Below are 16,878 nucleotides of genomic sequence, written 5' to 3' on the forward strand. Positions count from 1 at the left end.
CTGACGGGGCACAGTTCAGCGTCACGGCTGAAGCCAGGTCACCAAGGACATCAGCTCGCTTCTGAAACATGGAGGCAAAGCCGTGAAACGAGCAGCAGTCAGATCGGCCGGCGCGATCCTCGCCGTCGGCCTCGCCCTCGCCGGGTGTGGCGGCGGTACGGCCGCCCCGCAGCAGGGCGCCACCGGCGCCACCGACGGCTCGGCCATCCTGAAATGGGCCGTGCCGGGCATGCCGACCTCCTTCGACCCGCGCAAGGCGGCGCCGCTGGACCCGGTCTTCCTCGACATCGTCTACGAGAGCCTGGTCGCCAGGACCGCCGCCGGTGAGATCAAGCCGGGCCTGGCCACCGAGTGGAAGCTCTCCGACGACAACAAGGTGATCACCTTCAAGCTGCGGCAGGGGGTGAAGTTCCACAACGGCGAGGAGTTCAACGCCGACGCGGTCAAGGCGTCGCTGGAGGCGTACAAGAAGAGCGGCGCCCTCGTGACGACGCTGGCCACGCTCGACAAGGTCGAGGCGGTCAGCCCGTCGGAGGTGAAGTTGACCTTCTCCGAGCCCGCCGGCTACATGATCAACGTGCTGGCGGGCGAGCCCGGGATCGTGGTCGCGCCCGGCGCGCTGAACGACCCTGACCTCGGCACCAAGCCGGTGGGCACCGGGCCGTTCCAGCTGTCGGCGTTCAACCAGGACAAGGTCACCTTCAAGAAGTTCGACGGCTACTGGGACGTCGCGCGGACCGGCATCGGCGGCCTGGAGATGGCGGTCTACTCCGACGAGGCGACCCGCCTGCGGGCCGTGAAGTCGGGCCAGGCCGACGGCACCTCGATCACCCCGGGGCAGATGAAGGAGGCGCAGGCGGCCGGTATGACGATCATCCAGGCGCCCAACACCCAGTTCAACGCGATCCTGGTGAACACCGCGGTCAAGGAGCTGGCCGACCCGAAGGTCAGGCGGGCGCTGCTGTACGCCATCGATCGCGAGTCGATCAGCAAGAGCCTGTACGCGGGCGCCTGCTCGCCGGCGGTGCAGCCGTTCCAGAACGGCTTCTGGGCGAACGTGCCCGAGCTGAACGACGTCAAGCCCTACTACGACCCGGAGCAGGCCAAGCAGCTCCTGGCCGAGGCCGGACTGCCGAACGGCCTGGACCTCCAAATCGAGGTCGGGCCCAACACCCAGTTCTCGACGCTGGCCCAGGCGCTGCAGGCGCAGCTGCAGAAGGTGGGGATCAGGGTCAAGATCAAGGTCCTCGAGTTCCAGCAGATGATCACCGCCCGCAGGACCGGCAACTTCTCCGCCACGGTGGCGCTGTTGCAGGCGGGACGGCCCGACCCGACCCAGTTCGTCAAGGACTTCTACACCAAGGGCGGCGCGTACAACCCCGGGGGATTCACCCTGCCGGGGGTTCCCGAGCTGCTGGCCAAGGCGCGGGTCAGTGACGTGAACGACGAGCGTTCCGCGCCCATGCGGGAGATCATCACCAAGGTGTTCGAGGCGGGGCCGCCGGTGATCCCGGTCTGCGGCGTGACGTACGTGGCGGCTTTCCGCAAGGGCGTGACCGGGATGGAGCCGCCGGTGATGGGCGACTACGACTTCGCCTCGATCAAGATCAGCACATGACGGAGAGGGAACCAGTGCGGCTGGACGGCAAGGTGGCGATCGTCACCGGATCAGGACGAGGGCTCGGGCGCGCGTACGTGCAGGCGCTGGCCGCCGCGGGAGCCGCCGTGGTGGTCAACGACATCGACGCGGACGTCGCCGAGAAGACCGCCGAGGAGATCAGGGGCGCGGGCGGCAGGGCCGTCGCCGAGGTGTGCGCGGTCGGCTCGGCCGAGTCGGCCGACGCGCTGGTGGGACGGGCCGTCTCCGAGTTCGGCCGCCTGGACGTGATGTGCACCAACGCCGGCGCGCTGCGTGACAGGACGCTGGTCAAAGTCACCGACGAGGAGTTCGACCTCGTGGTGGACAGTCACGTGCGCGGCACGTTCACCTGCGGCCGGGCGGCGGTGCGCCGCTTCCGCGAGCAGGGCGGCGGCGGCCGGCTGATCCTGGTCGGCTCGCCGGCCGGCCAGTACGGCGGCTTCGGGCAGACCGCGTACGCCGCGTCCAAGGCGGCCATCATCGCGATGGTCCGGGTGTGGTCGGTCGAGACGGCGAAGCTGGGCGTGACCGTGAACGCGATCGTGCCCACCGCTCTGACCAGGATGGCCGCGACCATCCCCGCGCTGACCGAGGCCGTCGCCGCGGTCGAGGCCGGCGGCCCGGTCCCGGCCGACCTGCGGCGGCGCGGGATCGGCACGGTGGAGGACGTGGCGCCCCTGGTGGTCTACCTGTCCTCGGACGAGGCGGCCGGGGTCACCGGGCAGTACCTCGGCTTCGGCGGCGACAAGTTCGCGATCTGGGCGCATCCGAAGGAGGCGTTCGTGACGCATCGGGACGGCGGGTGGAGCGCCGACCAGCTGGCGGAGGACTTCGCCGGGTTCGCGGAGCACCTGCAGAGCCACACCCCGCCCGGCCGGTGACCGCACGCTGAAGCCCACCCCGGCTCTGACGGGCCGGGGTGGGCTCAGGCGTGCCGGCGAAGCGACGCGCGCGGGCCCAGCGCAGGCCCAGTGGGGGATCCACGCGGCCCGGCGGGGCCGGCGGGGGTGGCGGGGGCGGTGTGCGATCAGTCGAAGTAGAACGCGTGCGCCGCTTGTGAGATGCGCCGGCGCAAAGCCGCGTCCGGGACGATCCGGGCGAACGACTCCACGGCGTCGCGATAGGTGACCGGCTGTCGCGCGCCGACGAACGGCGCGTCGCTGCCCCAGAACAGGTGCTCGGGCCCGGCGGGGGGGAGCAGCGTCGCCGCGTAGCCGGTCAGCGTGTCCGTGCCGACGCCGAAGCGGTAGCCCGCCGACAGCTTCACCCACACCCGGCCGCTGTCCAGGGCGCGCAGCAGCGCCGCCCCTGACTCCCCGGCGTATCCGGTGCGGCGGCCGGGGTCGCCGAAGTGGTCGACGACGACCCGCACCCCCGAGCGGACGAGCCGGTCGAGCACCGGCGGCAGTCGCTCGCCCTCGATGTTCAGCTCGACGTGCCAGCCGAGGTCCGCGACCCGGAACAGCAGCCTGCGGTAGGCCGGGTCGTCGAGGTCGGGCAGTTCCGCGAGGCGCCGCCACTGGAACCGGATGCCGCGCACGCCGTCGGAGCGCATGCGTTCGAGCACGTACCGGTCCACGCCGGGCTCGACGATGACGGTGCCGCGCAGCCGGTCGTGCTCGCGCAGGGCGGCGATCGTGTAGTCGTTCAGGTCGCCGAGCAGGCTCATCGCCGAGATCACGGCGCGCCCGACGCCGTACTCGTCCATCGTCGTCAGGAACTTTCCGACGGGCAGGTCGACGTCGGGACGGGTCCAGGCACGCGCCGCGAGCGGCAGCGCGCTGGTGAACAGGTGCACGTGGGCGTCCACCAGCGGCACCGCACCACCGGGCCCGTTCACCCGCACGTCGTCCCCGGACCCCGGCGGCACGTCGTCACCGGGCCTGGCCATCGGTCTCCGATAGCGTGGGGAGGCCGTAGAGGGCGGCGGCCGTTCCGCCGAGGACCAGGGCGGCGTCTCGTTCGGGCAGGCCGGCGACCGACTCCCGGGCGATCCGTGCCATATCGGCGTACGTGCCGGCGGTCTGCGTGACGTCGGATCCCCACAGCACCCGTTCGGCGCCGAACCGGGACACGAGCCACTCCACCACCCCCGACGGCGCGACGCCGGCGGCGATGATCCGGGCGAAGTTCAAGGTGGTCACCTTGACGTGCACCTGCGGCAGGTCGGCCAGCGCGAGCAGCCCGGCGGCGCCGGGGAAGGGCTCGGCGCGGTCGGCCTCGACGCTGGCGACGTGGTCGAGGACGACCGGCGTGCCGGGGAAGGCGCGGGCGACCGCGGGCAGGGCGCGCAGGCTCTCGTCGCGGTTCCAGCGGTAGAGGTGCAGGCACATCGACAGGCCCAGCTCGCTCACCTGCCGCCACACCTCCAGCGCCGGCGGCCCGGCGAACCAGCCGGCGCCCGGCGTGCCGCCGTGCTGGTTGCCGCCGGGCGAGGTCAGGCGCATGGCCACGGCGCCGCGCTCGGCCCAGCGCCGCACGGTCTTGGCGGAGCCGCGGGCCTGGGCGTCGATGACGCACATGGCGCGCAGCCGGTCGGGGTGGCGGGCCGCCGCGTCCACGACGTAGCTGTTGTCGTAGCCGTACACGTGCGCGCGCTGGACCGCGACGGCGGCCGACAGCCCGTTGGCGTCCAGCGCGGTCAGCAGCCGCTCCGCCGTCATCGGGTCCTCGCGCACGGCGGCGCTGACCGTGCCGCCGGGCGGGTCGTAGGGGTAGGCCGGGTCATCGGTCACCAGGTGCGCGTGTGAGTCGATCATCGGATGCGCTCCCAGAGCAGGACGGGGGTGGGCGGCCGGCCGTCCGAACGCTCGGCGCGCAGGGTCAGCCGGTCGCCCTCCACGACGGCCAGGCGGACCAGCTTGGTGCCGATCCAGTTGGGGTAGATCCCGGCCTCCACCTCGTGGACGATGCGGTCCCCGAGCCATTCGTAGCGGCCGGCGTACGCGCCGAAGGTCCGCACCGCGGCGAGCTTCTCCTCGTCGGTGGTCCAGCGCCAGTTCTCCGACGCCAGGGGCGGACGGTCCCCGGCCATGTACTGGACCGACATGTAGCCGTCGGGGCCGTAGATGAGCAGGCCGAGCGGGGTGTCCCCGAGCGGGCGGACGGCCTCGCCCGGCGCGCCCTCCATGTAGTAGTCCGCCAGCCGCCAGGTGCCGACGATCACTCGGTCGCCTGCTTCCTGAACGCCTCCGTCATCGAGTGGGCCGTACGGGCGAGCATGGTCGCGTCGTTGCCCATGATCAGGAACTGGTGCCCGAGCGCCGCGGCCCGATGAGCCGACGCCGCGTCCACGCAGGCCGCGCCGCAGGGTTTGCCCGCCGCGGCGGCCGCCGTACGGGCCCGCTCCAGCGAGCTTCGCACCGTGGGGTCGTTCATGCCGACCCCCAGCGCGAGCGACAGGTCGCCGGCCCCCAGGAAGACCGCGTCCACCCCGGGCACGGCCAGGATGTCCGCGGCGGCGTCGATGGCGGCCGGGCTCTCCAGCTGCGGGACGCAGACGACGTCCTCGTTGCCGGTCCTGACGTACTCGGCGCGCGGGGTCAGCCCCCACCGGCCCGCCCGGCTGGTGCCGCCCGCCCCGCGCTGGCCGAGGGGCGGGAAGCGGGTGGCCGCGACGACGCGTTCGGCGTCGGCCGCCGAGTCCACGCGGGGCACCAGGATGCCCCTGGCCCCGGCGTCCAGGATCCGCCCGATCGTCGAGCCCTGGTGGTCGGGCACGCGGACCAGCGGATCGACGCCGTACGCCGAGGCCGCGCTGATCATCCGCGCCGTCATGGACAGGTCGAGCGGCGAGTGCTCCAGGTCGATGACCACGAAGTCGAACCCGGCGCTGGCCATGATGTCGACGCTCTCGACGGTCGCCAGCTTGATCCACGTGCCGAGGCGCGGCGTCCGCGCCGTCGCGGTGTCGAAGAAACCCATGCTCAGCCGACCGTGACGTGATCGGGGGCGGGGTACTCGTCGGCGTTGAGCACCCATCCCTGCTTGGCGGAGAAGTCCGCGCGCGGCGGGCTGAAGATGTCGATGAGCAGGTGGGCGCCCTCGCCGAGGGCCTGGCTGGTGTGCACGGTGGGCGGCGGGATGATCGCGACGGCGGGGCTGCCGACGCTCACGTGGTCGTCGTCGCGCCACTGCGACAGCTTCGAGGTCCAGGGTGTGCGGACATGATGGACGTAGTCGCCGGCGACGGTCAGCGAGCACTGCTCGAAGTCGTCGTGGTGGTGCGGCGAGAGCCGGTCGGGGTCACGCGGCCCGTTCCTGGGGTCGCCGAAGTTGACCATGAAGGCGCTGGAGCGGAAGATCCGGCCGAACCGGCCCTTGTCCAGCGGATGGTCGGCGTTGCGGTAGACCCGCAGGCGGTGCCCGGCGGGCGGCTCGGGCCACGGCTCCAGCAGCGCGACCCGCGGGTGGGGCTCGGCGTAGTCGTCCGCGTTGACGCAGCGCGGCAGCACGTCGGCGGTCCGCACGTCGAACAGCCTGACCACCTCGGCGTCGGTGTGGGCGGTGACGGCGCTGTCGCCGGGCGGCACGATGACCACGCCCGCCCCGCTCACCTTCCGGCTGTCGGCCCCGGCCGCCACCTCGACCGTGGCGCCGTCGTGGGGCAGGACGATCACGTACTCGTCGCGCTGGCCGGCCGCGCCGCGCCGGAGTGTGTCGCCGGCGGTCAGGCGGCTGAAGGCGAGCACGAAGTTCTGGCCGCGGACGTACCAGGTCCTGCTGCCCAGCTCGCTCTCCTCGGTGGGCGGCAGGGTCAGGAACTCGTAGGTGGCGAAGGCCGCCACCGGGGCGTTCGGGTCGGTCGTGGTCGCGGTGGCGGTGTTGAGCGCGGAACGGGGGTCGCTGGGGCTGTACATACGATGCGTCCTTCTGTTGGCCGGTCCTGGGCGAAAGGTCAGTCGTCCAGGCCGAGCAGGTACGAGGGGTTGACGCGGACGATCTGCTGCAGGTCCTTCTCAGGCAGTCCGAGGTCGAGCAGCGCGGACCCGACCCGGATGAAGGAGTCGACGGGGAACGGGCGGCCGGCCTGCCCGAGGTCGGAGGCGAGGACGGTGTGCTCGGGGCCGACCTTTTCTATCCAGTCCATCAGCACTTCCGGGCCCCACTTCCTCTGCGCGACCTCGGGGTCGTACATGCTGGTCTCGTGCTCGATGTAGGCGCCGAGCTCGACGAACTCGCGGCACTGCGCGGGGTCGGAGCCGATCACGAAGTTCGGGTGGCTGACCACCATCCGGCGCACGCCCGCCTCCCGGGCGGCGCCGAACACCTCCCGGATGTCGTCGGGAGCCATGTGCCCGGCCGACAGCAGCGCCCCGGTCTCGGCGATGATCTCGATGACCCGGCCGACCTCGGGCAGCAGCGCGCCGTCCGGGCCGCGCACGTCCACCTGCGACATGGTCAGCGGGACCGTCGGCCTGGGGAAGCCGCCGCCCGAGTTGTGGTGGTCGATGTGGGCGCTGGAGGAGATGGTGGGGAACCACACGCACCGGCCGCCCATGCGCAGGGACATCTCCACCGCGTACGGGTTGATGCCGCCGACCTGGGCGTTCAGCGCGATGCCGCCGTACACGGCGGTGCTCACGCCGGCCAGCCGGTCGGCCATGGCCAGCAGGTCCATCACGGTGTTGTGGTGGTGCGACTTGGCCAGGAAGGCCCGCATCCCCAGGCGCTCGCCGTCGCGGGCGGCCTCGACGTGGTCGAAGCGGCGCGGCAGCGGGTTGGGCCCGGAGTGGCAGTGCAGGTCCACGAGGCCGTGCAGGACTCGCTCGATGGCGGGTCGGGTCATGGTTGTTCCTCCTGCGCGGCCACGGGCGGAGACCCTTGACATGGACCCCGCTGCGAGAGCATTGTTACAAATTACGGACTTACTGTACGATAATTGTGAATCGATGGTCTGACAAGAAGTAAGAGGGGGCCACGTGCCGGAGCCGAGCTACACCTGGGCCGAGATGATGGCGATCTCCATCTCGCACGAGATGCAGGACGGCGACTTCGGCTCCGTGGGCGCCGCGTCGCACATTCCCGCCGCCGCGCTGCGCCTCGCGCAGCTCACCCACGCGCCCAACCTGTCCTTCTTCTGCGGCGGCAGCGGCGCGATGAACCCCAGGATCCAGCGGCTGACCGAGTCGTCGGCCGACTACCGCAACCTGGTGACCAGTGAGTATCACTTCAGCCTCGACGACGTGGTGGACTTCGAGACCGCGATGCGCTTCGACTTCGCGTTCCTCGGCGGCATGCAGATAGACAAGCACGGCAACCTGAACATGGCCATGATCGGCGACTGGGACAAGCCGAAGGTGCGTGGTCCTGGCACGATCGGCCTGATCTTCCTCGGCGGCTTCAAGACCAGCTACATCTACACCGAGCACCACTCGCCGAAGATCTTCGTCGACAAGGTCGACTTCATCAGCGGCGCCGGCTGGCTCGACGGCGGCGACTCCCGCAGCAAGGTCTTCCGCCCTGAGTCCGACGGGCCGCGCCGGGTGTTCACCCCGCTGGGCGTCTTCGACTTCGAGCCGGAGAGCAAGCGGATGCGGCTGATCAAGGTTCATCCGTGGACCAGCGTCGAGAAGATCCAGGCGGCGACCGGGTTCGAGCTGCTGATCGCCGACGACCTGCACATCGTCGAGGCGCCGGACGACCACGAGCTCGACCTGCTCAGGACCCAGGTCGATCGCGAAGGCGTGCTGCGCCGCTACCCGTCCGCGGCCTGAGCGTGGGCACCCCCCGCGGCTGGGCCGATCGGTACGTCCGCGCCGACGGCCGCACCACCCACTACCTGGAGGCAGGGGACGGCCCGCCGCTGGTCCTCCTGCACGGCGGCGAGTACGGGGCCTCGGCCCTGCTCACCTGGGAGAACTGCATCGAGGCGCTGGCCGAGCGGCACCGGGTGCTGGCGATCGACTTCGTCGGCTTCGGCCTCAGCGACAAGCTGCGCGACTTCGGCGGCGGTCAGCGGCGGCTCATGCGCCGGCAGGTCGCCTCGGTGCTGCGCACGCTGGGCGCCGAGCCGGCGTACTTCATCGGCACGTCGCTCAGCGGGCGGATGCTGCTCGACATCGCCAACCGGCGCCCGGCCGAGTGGCCGATCCGGGCGATGGCCGTGGTCGGCACCGGCCTGGCCGCCCCTGCCGAGGCGGCCCGCCTGACGCTGGAGCGGTTCGACGGCACCCTCGACGGCCTGCGGCCCTCCATGGACGTGCTCTTCCACGACCCGCGCTGGCGCGACAGCGAGGGCTACCTGCGTCGCCGCCACGAGTCGTGCATGGTCCCCGGTGCGTGGGAGACCGCCGCGGCGGCGGGCCTGCGCGCTCCGGGGCGGGACGGCGGTGAGCGGCGCTCGCACGTCCGTCCGCCCGCCCGTGACTACGGCGGCATCGCCGTGCCCACCCTGCTCGTCCGGGGGGAGCACGACCAGTTGGTGCCCGCACGGACGTGGGAGGAGCTGGCCGGGCAGATTCCCGGCGCGCGTACGGTGACGATCGGCGGCAGCGGCCACTACCCGCAGATCGAGCGGGCCGGCGCGTTCCTCGACGCGGTGCTCGACTTCCTCAAGGGCACGGCTGGAGACGAGGCGTGATGGGTGAGGTGCACGTCGAATCCGGCGGCGACGGGCCCGCGGTGCTGTTCCTGCACGGCTCGGGCGCCTCGGGCGCCGTCTGGAGACCGGTGCTGGACGAGCTGCGCGGGCGCCGCACCCCGTTCCGGTGGCTGGTGGCCGACCTGCCGGGGCACGGCCGCTCGGCCCACCGCCAGGACTACTCGCCCGAAGGGTACGCCGACGCCGTGGCCAAGGCGCTGCCCGCTGGCTCCCCGCTGACCGTCATCGGCCACTCGCTCGGCGGGCTGGTCGGCATGACCCTCGCGGACGGCACCCGCGGACTCGCCGTCGCCTCCCTGACCGTGATCGCGATGAAGGTGGCCTGGACCGAGGAGGAGCTGTCCCGGCGCGCCGCCCTGGCCGCCAAGGCGCCCCGGATCTTCGGCGACGAGGAGCAGGCGCGCGAGCTGTTCGGCCGGGTGTCGGGGGTGCGCGGGCCGGCGTTCACCGACGAGGACCGCGCCGGTGGGATCGTCCGCTCGGACGGCGGCTACCGGCTGTCGGCCGACCCCGGCATCACCAGGGCCGCCCCCGCCGGCGGCCCCGAGCTGGCCGCGCGCATCAGCCGGGTGACCTGCCCCGTCGAGCTCGCCTGCGGCGACCAGGACCCCGGCATCGACCCGGCGGACCTGGCCGAGGTCCTCGGCCACCCGGTCACCGTGCTGCCCGGCGCGGGGCACGACGTCCACATCGAACGCCCCGATCTGGTCGCCGACCTGGTCGAGCGGGCACTCAGCCGCTGACGAACGGAACCCATCATGCGAATCGAGCGACTGCTGCGCCAGAACGCGGTGCGGCGCGGCCCGATGACCGCCGTCATCTGCGACCAGACCCGGTTGTCCTGGGCCGAGCTGGACGTCGAGTCCAACCGCCTGGCCAACGCGCTGATCGCGCTCGGGTACCGCGCCCAGGAGCGGGTCGCGCTCGTGCTGTCCAACTGCCACCACATCGTGACGGGCTTCCACGGCGCGTGGAAGGCCAACCTGGTCACCGTCGGGATCAACACCAGGCTGACCGCGCCCGAGATCGCCAGGATCCTCGCCCACTCGGGCGCCTCCCTGCTCATCTGCGACACGCCCGCCGCGGCCGAGGCGGCGAGCACGGTGCCCGGCGTCCGCGGCGTCTACACCATCGGCATGGACGGCGAGTCGTTCACGGACCTGGTCGCCTCGGGCGCCCCTGACGAGGTGCCGGAGACGGGCACCGGCGACGAGCTGCGCTCGCTGCGCTACACCAGCGGCACCACCGGCGCCTCCAAGGGCTGCATGGCCACGCACGACCAGCAGGTCGCCAGCACGGCCAACTACCTGTGCGAGGTCGACGTCCCGCGCGGCGGCCCCACCTGGATCTCGGTGCCGCTGACGCTGGGGGTCGGCGCGTCCTTCGTCACGACCACCGCCTACCTGGGCGTCCCGCTGCTGCTGCGCCGCCGGTTCGACGCGGCCGGCTTCGTGGACGACGTCGGCAAGTACGGGGTCGAGCACGCGTTCCTGGTGCCCACGATGCTGGTCGACCTCGTACGCGCGCTGCCCGACCTCGACCTGACCAGGGCGAGCCCGCTCAAGCTGGTGGGCTACGGCGGCGCGTCGGTGTCGTGGAGCCTGATCCGCTCCCTCGCCGGGGCGCTGGACCTGGAGTTCTACCACGCGTTCGGGGCGACGGAGGCGGGCGGATTCGTCGCGCTGCTCACCCCCGACGACCACCGCAACTTCCTGCGGGCCGAGACCGCCTCGATCGTCCCGGTCGGCAGGCCGGCCGCGTTCGCCGACGTCAAGATCTTCGACGCGGAGGACAAGGAGGCGGCCGTACGGGAGACCGGCGAGATGCGGATCCGGGCCGCCAGCGTGTTCTCCGGCTACTGGAGTCAGCCGGAGGCGACCCGCGCCGTGCTCAAGGACGGCTGGCTCCGGCTCGGCGACATGGCCTGGCGCGACGAGCGCGGCTACATCTACCTCGCCGATCGCGCGCAGGGCGTCATCCGCTCCGGCGCGCAGAACGTGTACGCAGGCGAGGTCGAGGCGGTGCTGCAGGCGTGCCCGGGCGTCGAGCGCGCGGCCGTGATCGGCGTCCCGCACGAGCGGTTCGGGGAGTCGGTGAAGGCGCTCGTGCAGCGGGTGCCCGGCGCGGACCTGACCGAGCAGCAGGTGCTCGACTACTGCGCCGAGCGGCTGGCCGGGTACAAGCGGCCGCGCGAGGTGGAGTTCGTGACCGGGCTGCCGGTCGACGAGGGCGGCAAGATCAGAAGGGCCGAGCTCAAGCGCGTCACCGGTACGCGCCTGCTCGGAGAGGCGACGACCAGCGAGGGTGAGGGACTCAGGCGATGAGCGCGAGCAAGGTGACGACCCCGGAGGAGGCGGTCGCCGGCATCCCGGACGGAGCCACGATCGCGCTGGGCGGCGTGCACTCGCACAACGGCCCGATGGCGCTGGTCAACGCGCTGATCCGGCGCGGGGTGAAGGACCTGGAGCTGATCCCGACGCCGAGTGGGGGCGCGCCGGTGGACATGCTCATCGCGGCCGGCTGCGTCCGCCGGCTGCACGTGTCGTACGTGGGGCTGGAGTTCCTCGGCATGGCGCCGAACTACCGGCGGGCCGCCGAGGGGAAGACCATCGAGATCGTCGAGGCGGACGAGGCGTGGATCGTCTACGGCTTCCGCGCGGGGGCGAGCAAGCTGCCGTTCCTGCCGCTGCCCGCGCTCTACGAGGGCACCGACCTGCCCAAGGTCAACGACGGCATCAGGACCACGACCGACCCGTACACGGGCAACACGGTGACCACGATCCCCGCCCTGCGCGCGGACTACGGGCTGTTCCACGCCCAGGTCACCGACAGGAAGGGCAACGCGCAGATCTTCGGCCAGCGGCGCTTCGAGGACGTGATGGCCAAGGCGAGCGACCACGTCATCATCAGCTCGGACGAGATCCTGGACGAGTACGCCCCGGCCCCCGATCCGCGCCTGGTGTCCATCCCCGGCGCGATCGTCGAGAGCGTCGCCCACGCGCCGTACGGCTCGCACCCGCTGTCCTCGCCGGGACACTACGGCTACGACCGGGAGCAGCTCGTGGAGTACCGGGACCTCGCGGCCCAGGACCGGACCAAGGAGTACCTGGAGAAGTACGTGTACTCGGTGGACGACCACCTCGGATACCTGGACAAGCTGGGCGCCCGGCGGCTGCTGGGGCTCCAGCAGACGTTCCGCTGAGCCCCAGGCCGGGGGCCTACCAGGCGTAGGCCTCCGGCGCCGGTCCAGGGCCGGGGAAGATGGTGTCCAGCCGCTCCAGCGTCTTGTCGTCCAGGCTCACCTCGAAGGCGCGGGTGGCCGCGTCGAGCTGCGCCAGCGTGCGCGGCCCGATGATCGGCGCGGTCACGCCGGGCCGGCTCAGCAGCCAGGCCATGGCCACGTCCGCCGGGCTGTGGCCGAGCTCGTCGCACAGGTCCTCGTACTCCTGGATCTGGGCGCGGTGCCGGTCCAGCTTGATCAGCCGCTTGCCCCGGTGCGTGGCCACCTTCGCGCCGGGCAGCGGCGTGCCCATCGCGTTCTCCCGTTCCTTGCGCAGGATGCCGCCGAGCAGGCCCGCGTCGAGCGGCGACCACGGCATGAAGCCGACGCCGTAGTGCGCGCAGGCGGGCAGGACCTCCAGCTCGGCGGTGCGTTCGAGCAGGTTGTAGATGGTCTGCTCGCTGACCAGGCCGGTGTGCCCGCGCCGGGCGGCCCTCTCCTGCCCGCCAGCGATGTGCCAGGCGGGATGGTTGGACGAGCCCACGTAGACGATCTTGCCCTGGGTCTTCAGCACGTCCATCGCCTCCCAGATCTCCTCCCATGGGGTCGATCTGTCGATGTGGTGCATCTGGTACAGGTCGATGTGGTCCGTCTTCAGCCGCCGCAGCGACGCCTCGCAGGCGCGCCGGATGTGCAGGGCGGACAGGCCCGCGTTGTTCGGCCACGTGGACATGCGGCCGTAGAGCTTGGTGGCCAGCACGGTGCGCTCGCGGCGCCCTCCGCCGGTGGCCAGCCAGCGGCCGATGATCTGCTCGGTCAGGCCCTCGCCGAACCGCCAGCCGTACACGTCGGACGTGTCGATCAGGTTGATGCCCAGCTCGTGGGCCCGATCCATGATCGCGAACGCGTCCTCCTCGGTCGTCTGCGTGCCGAAGTTGTCCGTGCCGAGGACAAGCCGGCTGACCGTCAGGCCGCTGCGGCCGAGGTGGGTGAATTCCACGAGGGTCCCCTGACGTTAGGAGTTCCATTTATCGGACGATGAGTCCTATATGTGAATACTGATGGTAGCGTTGGCGCGTAGGCGAGGTAAAGAGCGCTGGTCGCCCGGGCATTGCCAAGGAGGTTGCTCCATGAGCCCAGACCTGTCCGATCACATCGCCGTCGCGGACCTCCCGCCCGCGCACAGCTTCCTCGCCGGAGCCCTGCGCGGTGGCGGCGGGGCCGAGTTCACGACCTGCCACCCCGGCGACGGCTCGGTGATCGCGACGGTCGAGGCGGCCACGGACGCCTTCGTGGACGAGGCCGTCGCCGGGGCCGTCGCGGCCCAGCCGGACTGGGCACGCACCTCCCCGCACGAGCGGGCGCGGATCCTGCGCGCGGCGGCCGACCTCGTCGAGACCCAGGTCCGGCGGCTGATCCACCTCGTCGCGCTGGACAACGGCAAAACACTGGCCGAGGCGCGCGGGGACGTCTTCGTCGCCGCGGCCCACCTGCGCGCCGGGGCCGGATGGGCGGCCACGCTCGAAGGTGTCACGCTGCCGGCCGACGGGTCCACCCTGCGCATGACGTTCCGCGAGCCGGTGGGGGTGGTGGCGGCGGTCATCCCGTTCAACACCACGCTCATGTTCGCGGCGCAGAAGGCGGGGCCGGCGCTGGCCGCGGGCAACGCGATCGTGATCAAGGCGCCCGAGCTGAGCCCGCTGGCGGTGCCCGTGTTCGCCGAGATCCTGACGGCCGCCGGCCTGCCCGCCGGGCTGGTCCAGGTGGTGCAGGGCGCGGGGGACGTCGGCCGCCGGCTGGTCGAGCACCCCGAGGTGAGCATGGTGTCGTTCACCGGCAGCACGGCGGTCGGCCGGCAGGTGATGGGCTCGGCGGCGTACGGGATGAAGCGCGTGCTGCTGGAGCTGGGCGGAAAGTCGGCGAACATCGTCTACGCGGACGCCGACCTTGAGTCCGCCCTGCACGCCACTGTCGGCGGCGTCTTCCGCAACGCCGGGCAGCGATGTTTCTCCGGCTCGCGGCTGCTGGTCGAGGAGCCGGTCGCCGAGGCGGCGCCCGCGCGGGTGGTCGAGGCGGCGCGCTCGATCAGGGTCGGTGACCCGTTCGCGGCCGACACCCGGCTCGGCGCGCTGATCTCGGCCGAGGAGGCCGCCCGGGTGCGGGCGATGATCGACAAGGCGGTCGGCCAGGGGGCCCGGGTCCTGGCCGGCGGAGACCGGCCGCCCGGCGTCCACCCCGATGGCGCCTTCGTCGCGCCGACCGTGCTGGAGATCCCCGCCGGGCTGTCGCGGGTGCCCGACATCGTCTACGACGAGGTCTTCGGGCCGGTCCTCACCGTGCAGCGCTTCAGCGGCGCCCGGCAGGCCGTCGAACTGGCCAACGACTCGCCGTTCGGGCTGGTGGGCGGCTGCTGGACCCGTGACCTGGACCGGGCGCTGACCACCGCCAGAGCCGTGCGGTCGGGCTACTTCTGGATCAACTCCTACGGGGCGCTGGCGCTGGACGCCCCGATCGGCGGCGTCGGCCTGTCAGGGGTGGGCCGGGAGCTCGGCCGGGTGGGCCACGAGGCATACACGGAGCTCAAGACGGTGATCGTGGACACCGCCGCCGCCGACGCGCCCCGCTGGTACTGACCCGAACCCCGTTTGCCGTACCGATGTGACCCGCACCGATCTGGAGGAGCCGCCCATGCCCGCAGCACACTATCGAGGCGCCGTCGTCCGGCAGCCGCTCGGCCCGCTGAGCTTCGAGGACATCCCCCTGCGCGCGCCGACCGGCGACGAGGTGCTGATCAGCGTGAGCGCCTGCGGGTTGTGCCACAGCGACGTGCACTTCATGCACGGCACGTCGGGGACGGACTTCCCGTACCTGGTCGGGCACGAGGTGGCCGGCGTGATCGAGGCCCTGGGGCCGGACGCGACGGGCGTCGCGGTGGGGGACAGCGTGGTCGTCGCGCCCATGGTGGCCTGCGGCGAGTGCCGTCACTGCCTCGCGCGACGGCCGGAGGCGTGTCCGTCGAGGCTGCCGCGCCGGCCGAAGGTGGGGCTCGGCGACGGCGCCGCCGCGACCCCCGTGCTCGGCATCGGCGGCCTGGCCGAACGGGTCATCGTGCCCGCCAGGCAGGCGATCGCCATCGACCCGAGGGTTCCGCCGAAGATCGCCGCGCTGCTCGGCTGCGGCGTGCCCAGCGGGTTCGGCGCCGCCGTGAACACCGCGCGGGTCGGGCCGGCCGACGACGTGGTGGTGATCGGGTGCGGTGGCGTGGGGATCGCGGCCGTCGCCGGCGCCGCGTACGCGGGCGCGCGGCGGATCATCGCCGTGGACACCAACCCGGACAAGCTAGACGCCGCCGCGCGCTTCGGCGCCACCCACGTGATCGACGCGTTCGGCGAGGACCTGGGCGAACGGGTACGGGAGCTGACCGATGGCGCGGGCGCCGACGTCGTCCTGGACGCGGTCGGCGGCCCCGCCACCTTCGCCACGGCCGACGGGCTGCGCGGGCCCGGCTCGCGGCTGGTGATCGTCGGCGCGCCCCGGCGGGGCGACACGGTCGAGCTGCCGCTGCGCCGGCTGTTCCTGAACGCGGGCTCGATCAGGGTCTCCATCTGGGGAGACTGCGTCGCCTCCCGTGACCTGCCCCTCCTGGCGAGCCTCTACCTGGACGGCCGCCTCCCGCTGGACGAGTACGTCTCCGGATCGCTCGGCCTGACCGACGCGCAGGAGGGCTTCGACCGGCTGCTGGCCGGAAAGGCGCTGCGCAGCGTGGTGGTCATCTGAACGTCCGATCCTCAGGGCAGTTGACAAGCGGACATCCACCAACCGACAATCAACTCAAATTTCGGACTGTTTGTCCGATAATTGACACAGACAGGATCAGATGATGGCCACAGCCGATCTCCGCACTCCGCGCTCGCTCAACCACATCGCCTATCCGACCTGGGACTCCCAAGCGACGCACGACTTCTACACCGAGGTGCTGAAGTGTGAGCTGCTCACCGCGATCCAGCTCGACGAGGTCCCGTCGAACGGCGCCAAGACGCCGTACCTGCACACCTTCTTCGGGCTGGGCGACGGGAGCGCCATCGCCTTCTTCGAGGTCGACGACATGCCTGACCCTGGCCCTGACTCGGTGCCGTCGTGGGTGCGGCACATCGCGCTCAACGTCGACTCGATGGAGGAGCTGCACGAGTGGAAGGCGCACTTCGCCGCCAAGGGCGTGGAGACCGTGGGCATCGTCGACCATGACGGCGTCTGGGAGTCCCTCTACATCTTCGACCCCAACGGCGTGCGGATCGAGCTGACGTACCAGACCCGCGAGCTGAACGACGACGACGCGAAAGCGGGCGTCGAGACGCTGCGGAAGTGGACCGCACGCGGGTAGCGCGCTCGCCGCCGACCCGTCACCTGCCCTACTCG

The 16,878-nt window shown here is 71.9% G+C and carries 17 protein-coding genes; 10 read left to right on the forward strand and 7 right to left on the reverse strand.

The features are described from left to right. Nucleotides 1-82 precede the first annotated feature (82 nt). Nucleotides 83-1,618: an ABC transporter substrate-binding protein gene (locus ABFX54_RS14710; RefSeq protein ID WP_346105096.1), complete on the forward strand. Its 1,536-nt coding sequence runs from the start codon at nt 83-85 to the stop codon at nt 1,616-1,618. Beyond that, the gene (locus tag ABFX54_RS14715) at nt 1,615-2,520 is read left to right on the forward strand and encodes an SDR family NAD(P)-dependent oxidoreductase (protein WP_346105098.1); all 906 of its coding nucleotides are present in this window, start codon (nt 1,615-1,617) and stop codon (nt 2,518-2,520) included. Before ABFX54_RS14710 ends, ABFX54_RS14715 begins: the two co-directional genes overlap by 4 nt. A 146-nt stretch (nt 2,521-2,666) precedes the next feature. Here the strand turns inward: ABFX54_RS14715 and ABFX54_RS14720 are convergent, their stop codons facing one another. From ABFX54_RS14720 to ABFX54_RS14745, 6 genes are read right to left on the reverse strand one after another with little or no spacing between them, the layout of a single operon-like run. Then, the gene (locus tag ABFX54_RS14720; RefSeq protein ID WP_346105100.1) at nt 2,667-3,530 is read right to left on the reverse strand and encodes an amidohydrolase family protein; all 864 of its coding nucleotides are present in this window, start codon (nt 3,528-3,530) and stop codon (nt 2,667-2,669) included. After that, nucleotides 3,514-4,398 (reverse strand): amidohydrolase family protein, encoded by an 885-nt coding sequence (locus ABFX54_RS14725; RefSeq protein WP_346105102.1) that lies wholly within the window; start codon nt 4,396-4,398, stop codon nt 3,514-3,516. Before ABFX54_RS14725 ends, ABFX54_RS14720 begins: the two co-directional genes overlap by 17 nt. After that, nucleotides 4,395-4,805: a lipocalin-like domain-containing protein gene (locus ABFX54_RS14730; RefSeq protein WP_346105104.1), complete on the reverse strand. Its 411-nt coding sequence runs from the start codon at nt 4,803-4,805 to the stop codon at nt 4,395-4,397. Before ABFX54_RS14730 ends, ABFX54_RS14725 begins: the two co-directional genes overlap by 4 nt. After that, nucleotides 4,802-5,563 carry an HpcH/HpaI aldolase family protein gene (locus ABFX54_RS14735; protein ID WP_346105106.1) on the reverse strand — a complete coding sequence of 254 codons (762 nt, stop codon included), beginning with the start codon at nt 5,561-5,563 and terminating at the stop codon, nt 4,802-4,804. Before ABFX54_RS14735 ends, ABFX54_RS14730 begins: the two co-directional genes overlap by 4 nt. Nucleotides 5,564-5,565: 2 nt before the next feature. Continuing rightward, the gene (locus ABFX54_RS14740; protein WP_346105107.1) at nt 5,566-6,498 is read right to left on the reverse strand and encodes a cupin domain-containing protein; all 933 of its coding nucleotides are present in this window, start codon (nt 6,496-6,498) and stop codon (nt 5,566-5,568) included. Nucleotides 6,499-6,536: 38 nt separating this feature from the next. Further along, complete coding sequence (locus ABFX54_RS14745; RefSeq protein WP_346105109.1) at nt 6,537-7,427, reverse strand: DUF6282 family protein; 891 nt, start codon at nt 7,425-7,427, stop codon at nt 6,537-6,539. Between the two features lie 133 nt (nt 7,428-7,560). Here ABFX54_RS14745 and ABFX54_RS14750 point away from each other — a divergent pair, with 133 nt between their 5' ends. The 5 genes from ABFX54_RS14750 to ABFX54_RS14770 are packed head-to-tail and all read left to right on the forward strand — an operon-like array spanning nt 7,561 to nt 12,444. After that, a complete protein-coding gene (locus tag ABFX54_RS14750; protein ID WP_346105111.1) occupies nt 7,561-8,355 on the forward strand; it encodes a CoA-transferase subunit beta in 795 nt (264 codons plus the stop codon). Between the two features lie 2 nt (nt 8,356-8,357). After that, nucleotides 8,358-9,221, forward strand: a complete 864-nt coding sequence (locus ABFX54_RS14755; RefSeq protein WP_346105113.1) for an alpha/beta fold hydrolase — start codon at nt 8,358-8,360, stop codon at nt 9,219-9,221. Next, complete coding sequence (locus tag ABFX54_RS14760; protein ID WP_346105115.1) at nt 9,221-9,985, forward strand: alpha/beta fold hydrolase; 765 nt, start codon at nt 9,221-9,223, stop codon at nt 9,983-9,985. The genes ABFX54_RS14755 and ABFX54_RS14760 overlap by 1 nt, the downstream gene beginning before the upstream one ends. 15 nt (nt 9,986-10,000) lie before the next feature. Continuing rightward, nucleotides 10,001-11,566, forward strand: a complete 1,566-nt coding sequence (locus ABFX54_RS14765) for a class I adenylate-forming enzyme family protein (RefSeq protein WP_346105117.1) — start codon at nt 10,001-10,003, stop codon at nt 11,564-11,566. After that, on the forward strand, nt 11,563-12,444 hold the full coding sequence (locus ABFX54_RS14770; protein WP_346105118.1) for a CoA transferase subunit A: 882 nt from the start codon (nt 11,563-11,565) through the stop codon (nt 12,442-12,444). The genes ABFX54_RS14765 and ABFX54_RS14770 overlap by 4 nt, the downstream gene beginning before the upstream one ends. Nucleotides 12,445-12,460: 16 nt before the next feature. On the opposite strand, the gene ABFX54_RS14775 is transcribed toward ABFX54_RS14770, so the two are convergent. Further along, nucleotides 12,461-13,462, reverse strand: coding sequence for an aldo/keto reductase (locus ABFX54_RS14775; RefSeq protein ID WP_346105120.1), 1,002 nt, complete (start codon nt 13,460-13,462; stop codon nt 12,461-12,463). Nucleotides 13,463-13,592: 130 nt separating this feature from the next. Between ABFX54_RS14775 and ABFX54_RS14780 the strand changes: the two genes are divergently transcribed. The 3 genes from ABFX54_RS14780 to ABFX54_RS14790 all read left to right on the forward strand — a co-directional run bounded on the left by ABFX54_RS14780 (nt 13,593) and on the right by ABFX54_RS14790 (nt 16,843). Then, on the forward strand, nt 13,593-15,095 hold the full coding sequence (locus ABFX54_RS14780) for an aldehyde dehydrogenase family protein (protein ID WP_346105122.1): 1,503 nt from the start codon (nt 13,593-13,595) through the stop codon (nt 15,093-15,095). A 55-nt stretch (nt 15,096-15,150) separates the two neighbouring features. Beyond that, on the forward strand, nt 15,151-16,239 hold the full coding sequence (locus ABFX54_RS14785) for a zinc-binding dehydrogenase (protein WP_346105124.1): 1,089 nt from the start codon (nt 15,151-15,153) through the stop codon (nt 16,237-16,239). 100 nt (nt 16,240-16,339) lie between these two features. Next, complete coding sequence (locus tag ABFX54_RS14790; protein WP_346105126.1) at nt 16,340-16,843, forward strand: VOC family protein; 504 nt, start codon at nt 16,340-16,342, stop codon at nt 16,841-16,843. The last annotated feature ends 35 nt before the right edge of the window (nt 16,844-16,878 follow it).

The organism is Nonomuraea maheshkhaliensis (assembly GCF_039529435.1).
Taxonomy (GTDB): Bacteria; Actinomycetota; Actinomycetes; order Streptosporangiales; family Streptosporangiaceae; genus Nonomuraea; species Nonomuraea maheshkhaliensis.

Bases quoted from the DNA above. Each gene is read 5' to 3' on its own strand.
- ABFX54_RS14715 (WP_346105098.1), top strand. From the start codon at position 1,615: ATGACGGAGAGGGAACCAGTGCGGCTGGACGGCAAGGTGGCGATCGTC.
- ABFX54_RS14720 (WP_346105100.1), bottom strand. From the start codon at position 3,530: ATGGCCAGGCCCGGTGACGACGTGCCGCCGGGGTCCGGGGACGACGTG.
- ABFX54_RS14725 (WP_346105102.1), bottom strand. From the start codon at position 4,398: ATGATCGACTCACACGCGCACCTGGTGACCGATGACCCGGCCTACCCC.
- ABFX54_RS14735 (WP_346105106.1), bottom strand. From the start codon at position 5,563: ATGGGTTTCTTCGACACCGCGACGGCGCGGACGCCGCGCCTCGGCACG.
- ABFX54_RS14740 (WP_346105107.1), bottom strand. From the start codon at position 6,498: ATGTACAGCCCCAGCGACCCCCGTTCCGCGCTCAACACCGCCACCGCG.
- ABFX54_RS14745 (WP_346105109.1), bottom strand. From the start codon at position 7,427: ATGACCCGACCCGCCATCGAGCGAGTCCTGCACGGCCTCGTGGACCTG.
- ABFX54_RS14760 (WP_346105115.1), top strand. From the start codon at position 9,221: ATGGGTGAGGTGCACGTCGAATCCGGCGGCGACGGGCCCGCGGTGCTG.
- ABFX54_RS14765 (WP_346105117.1), top strand. From the start codon at position 10,001: ATGCGAATCGAGCGACTGCTGCGCCAGAACGCGGTGCGGCGCGGCCCG.
- ABFX54_RS14770 (WP_346105118.1), top strand. From the start codon at position 11,563: ATGAGCGCGAGCAAGGTGACGACCCCGGAGGAGGCGGTCGCCGGCATC.
- ABFX54_RS14780 (WP_346105122.1), top strand. From the start codon at position 13,593: ATGAGCCCAGACCTGTCCGATCACATCGCCGTCGCGGACCTCCCGCCC.
- ABFX54_RS14785 (WP_346105124.1), top strand. From the start codon at position 15,151: ATGCCCGCAGCACACTATCGAGGCGCCGTCGTCCGGCAGCCGCTCGGC.
- ABFX54_RS14790 (WP_346105126.1), top strand. From the start codon at position 16,340: ATGATGGCCACAGCCGATCTCCGCACTCCGCGCTCGCTCAACCACATC.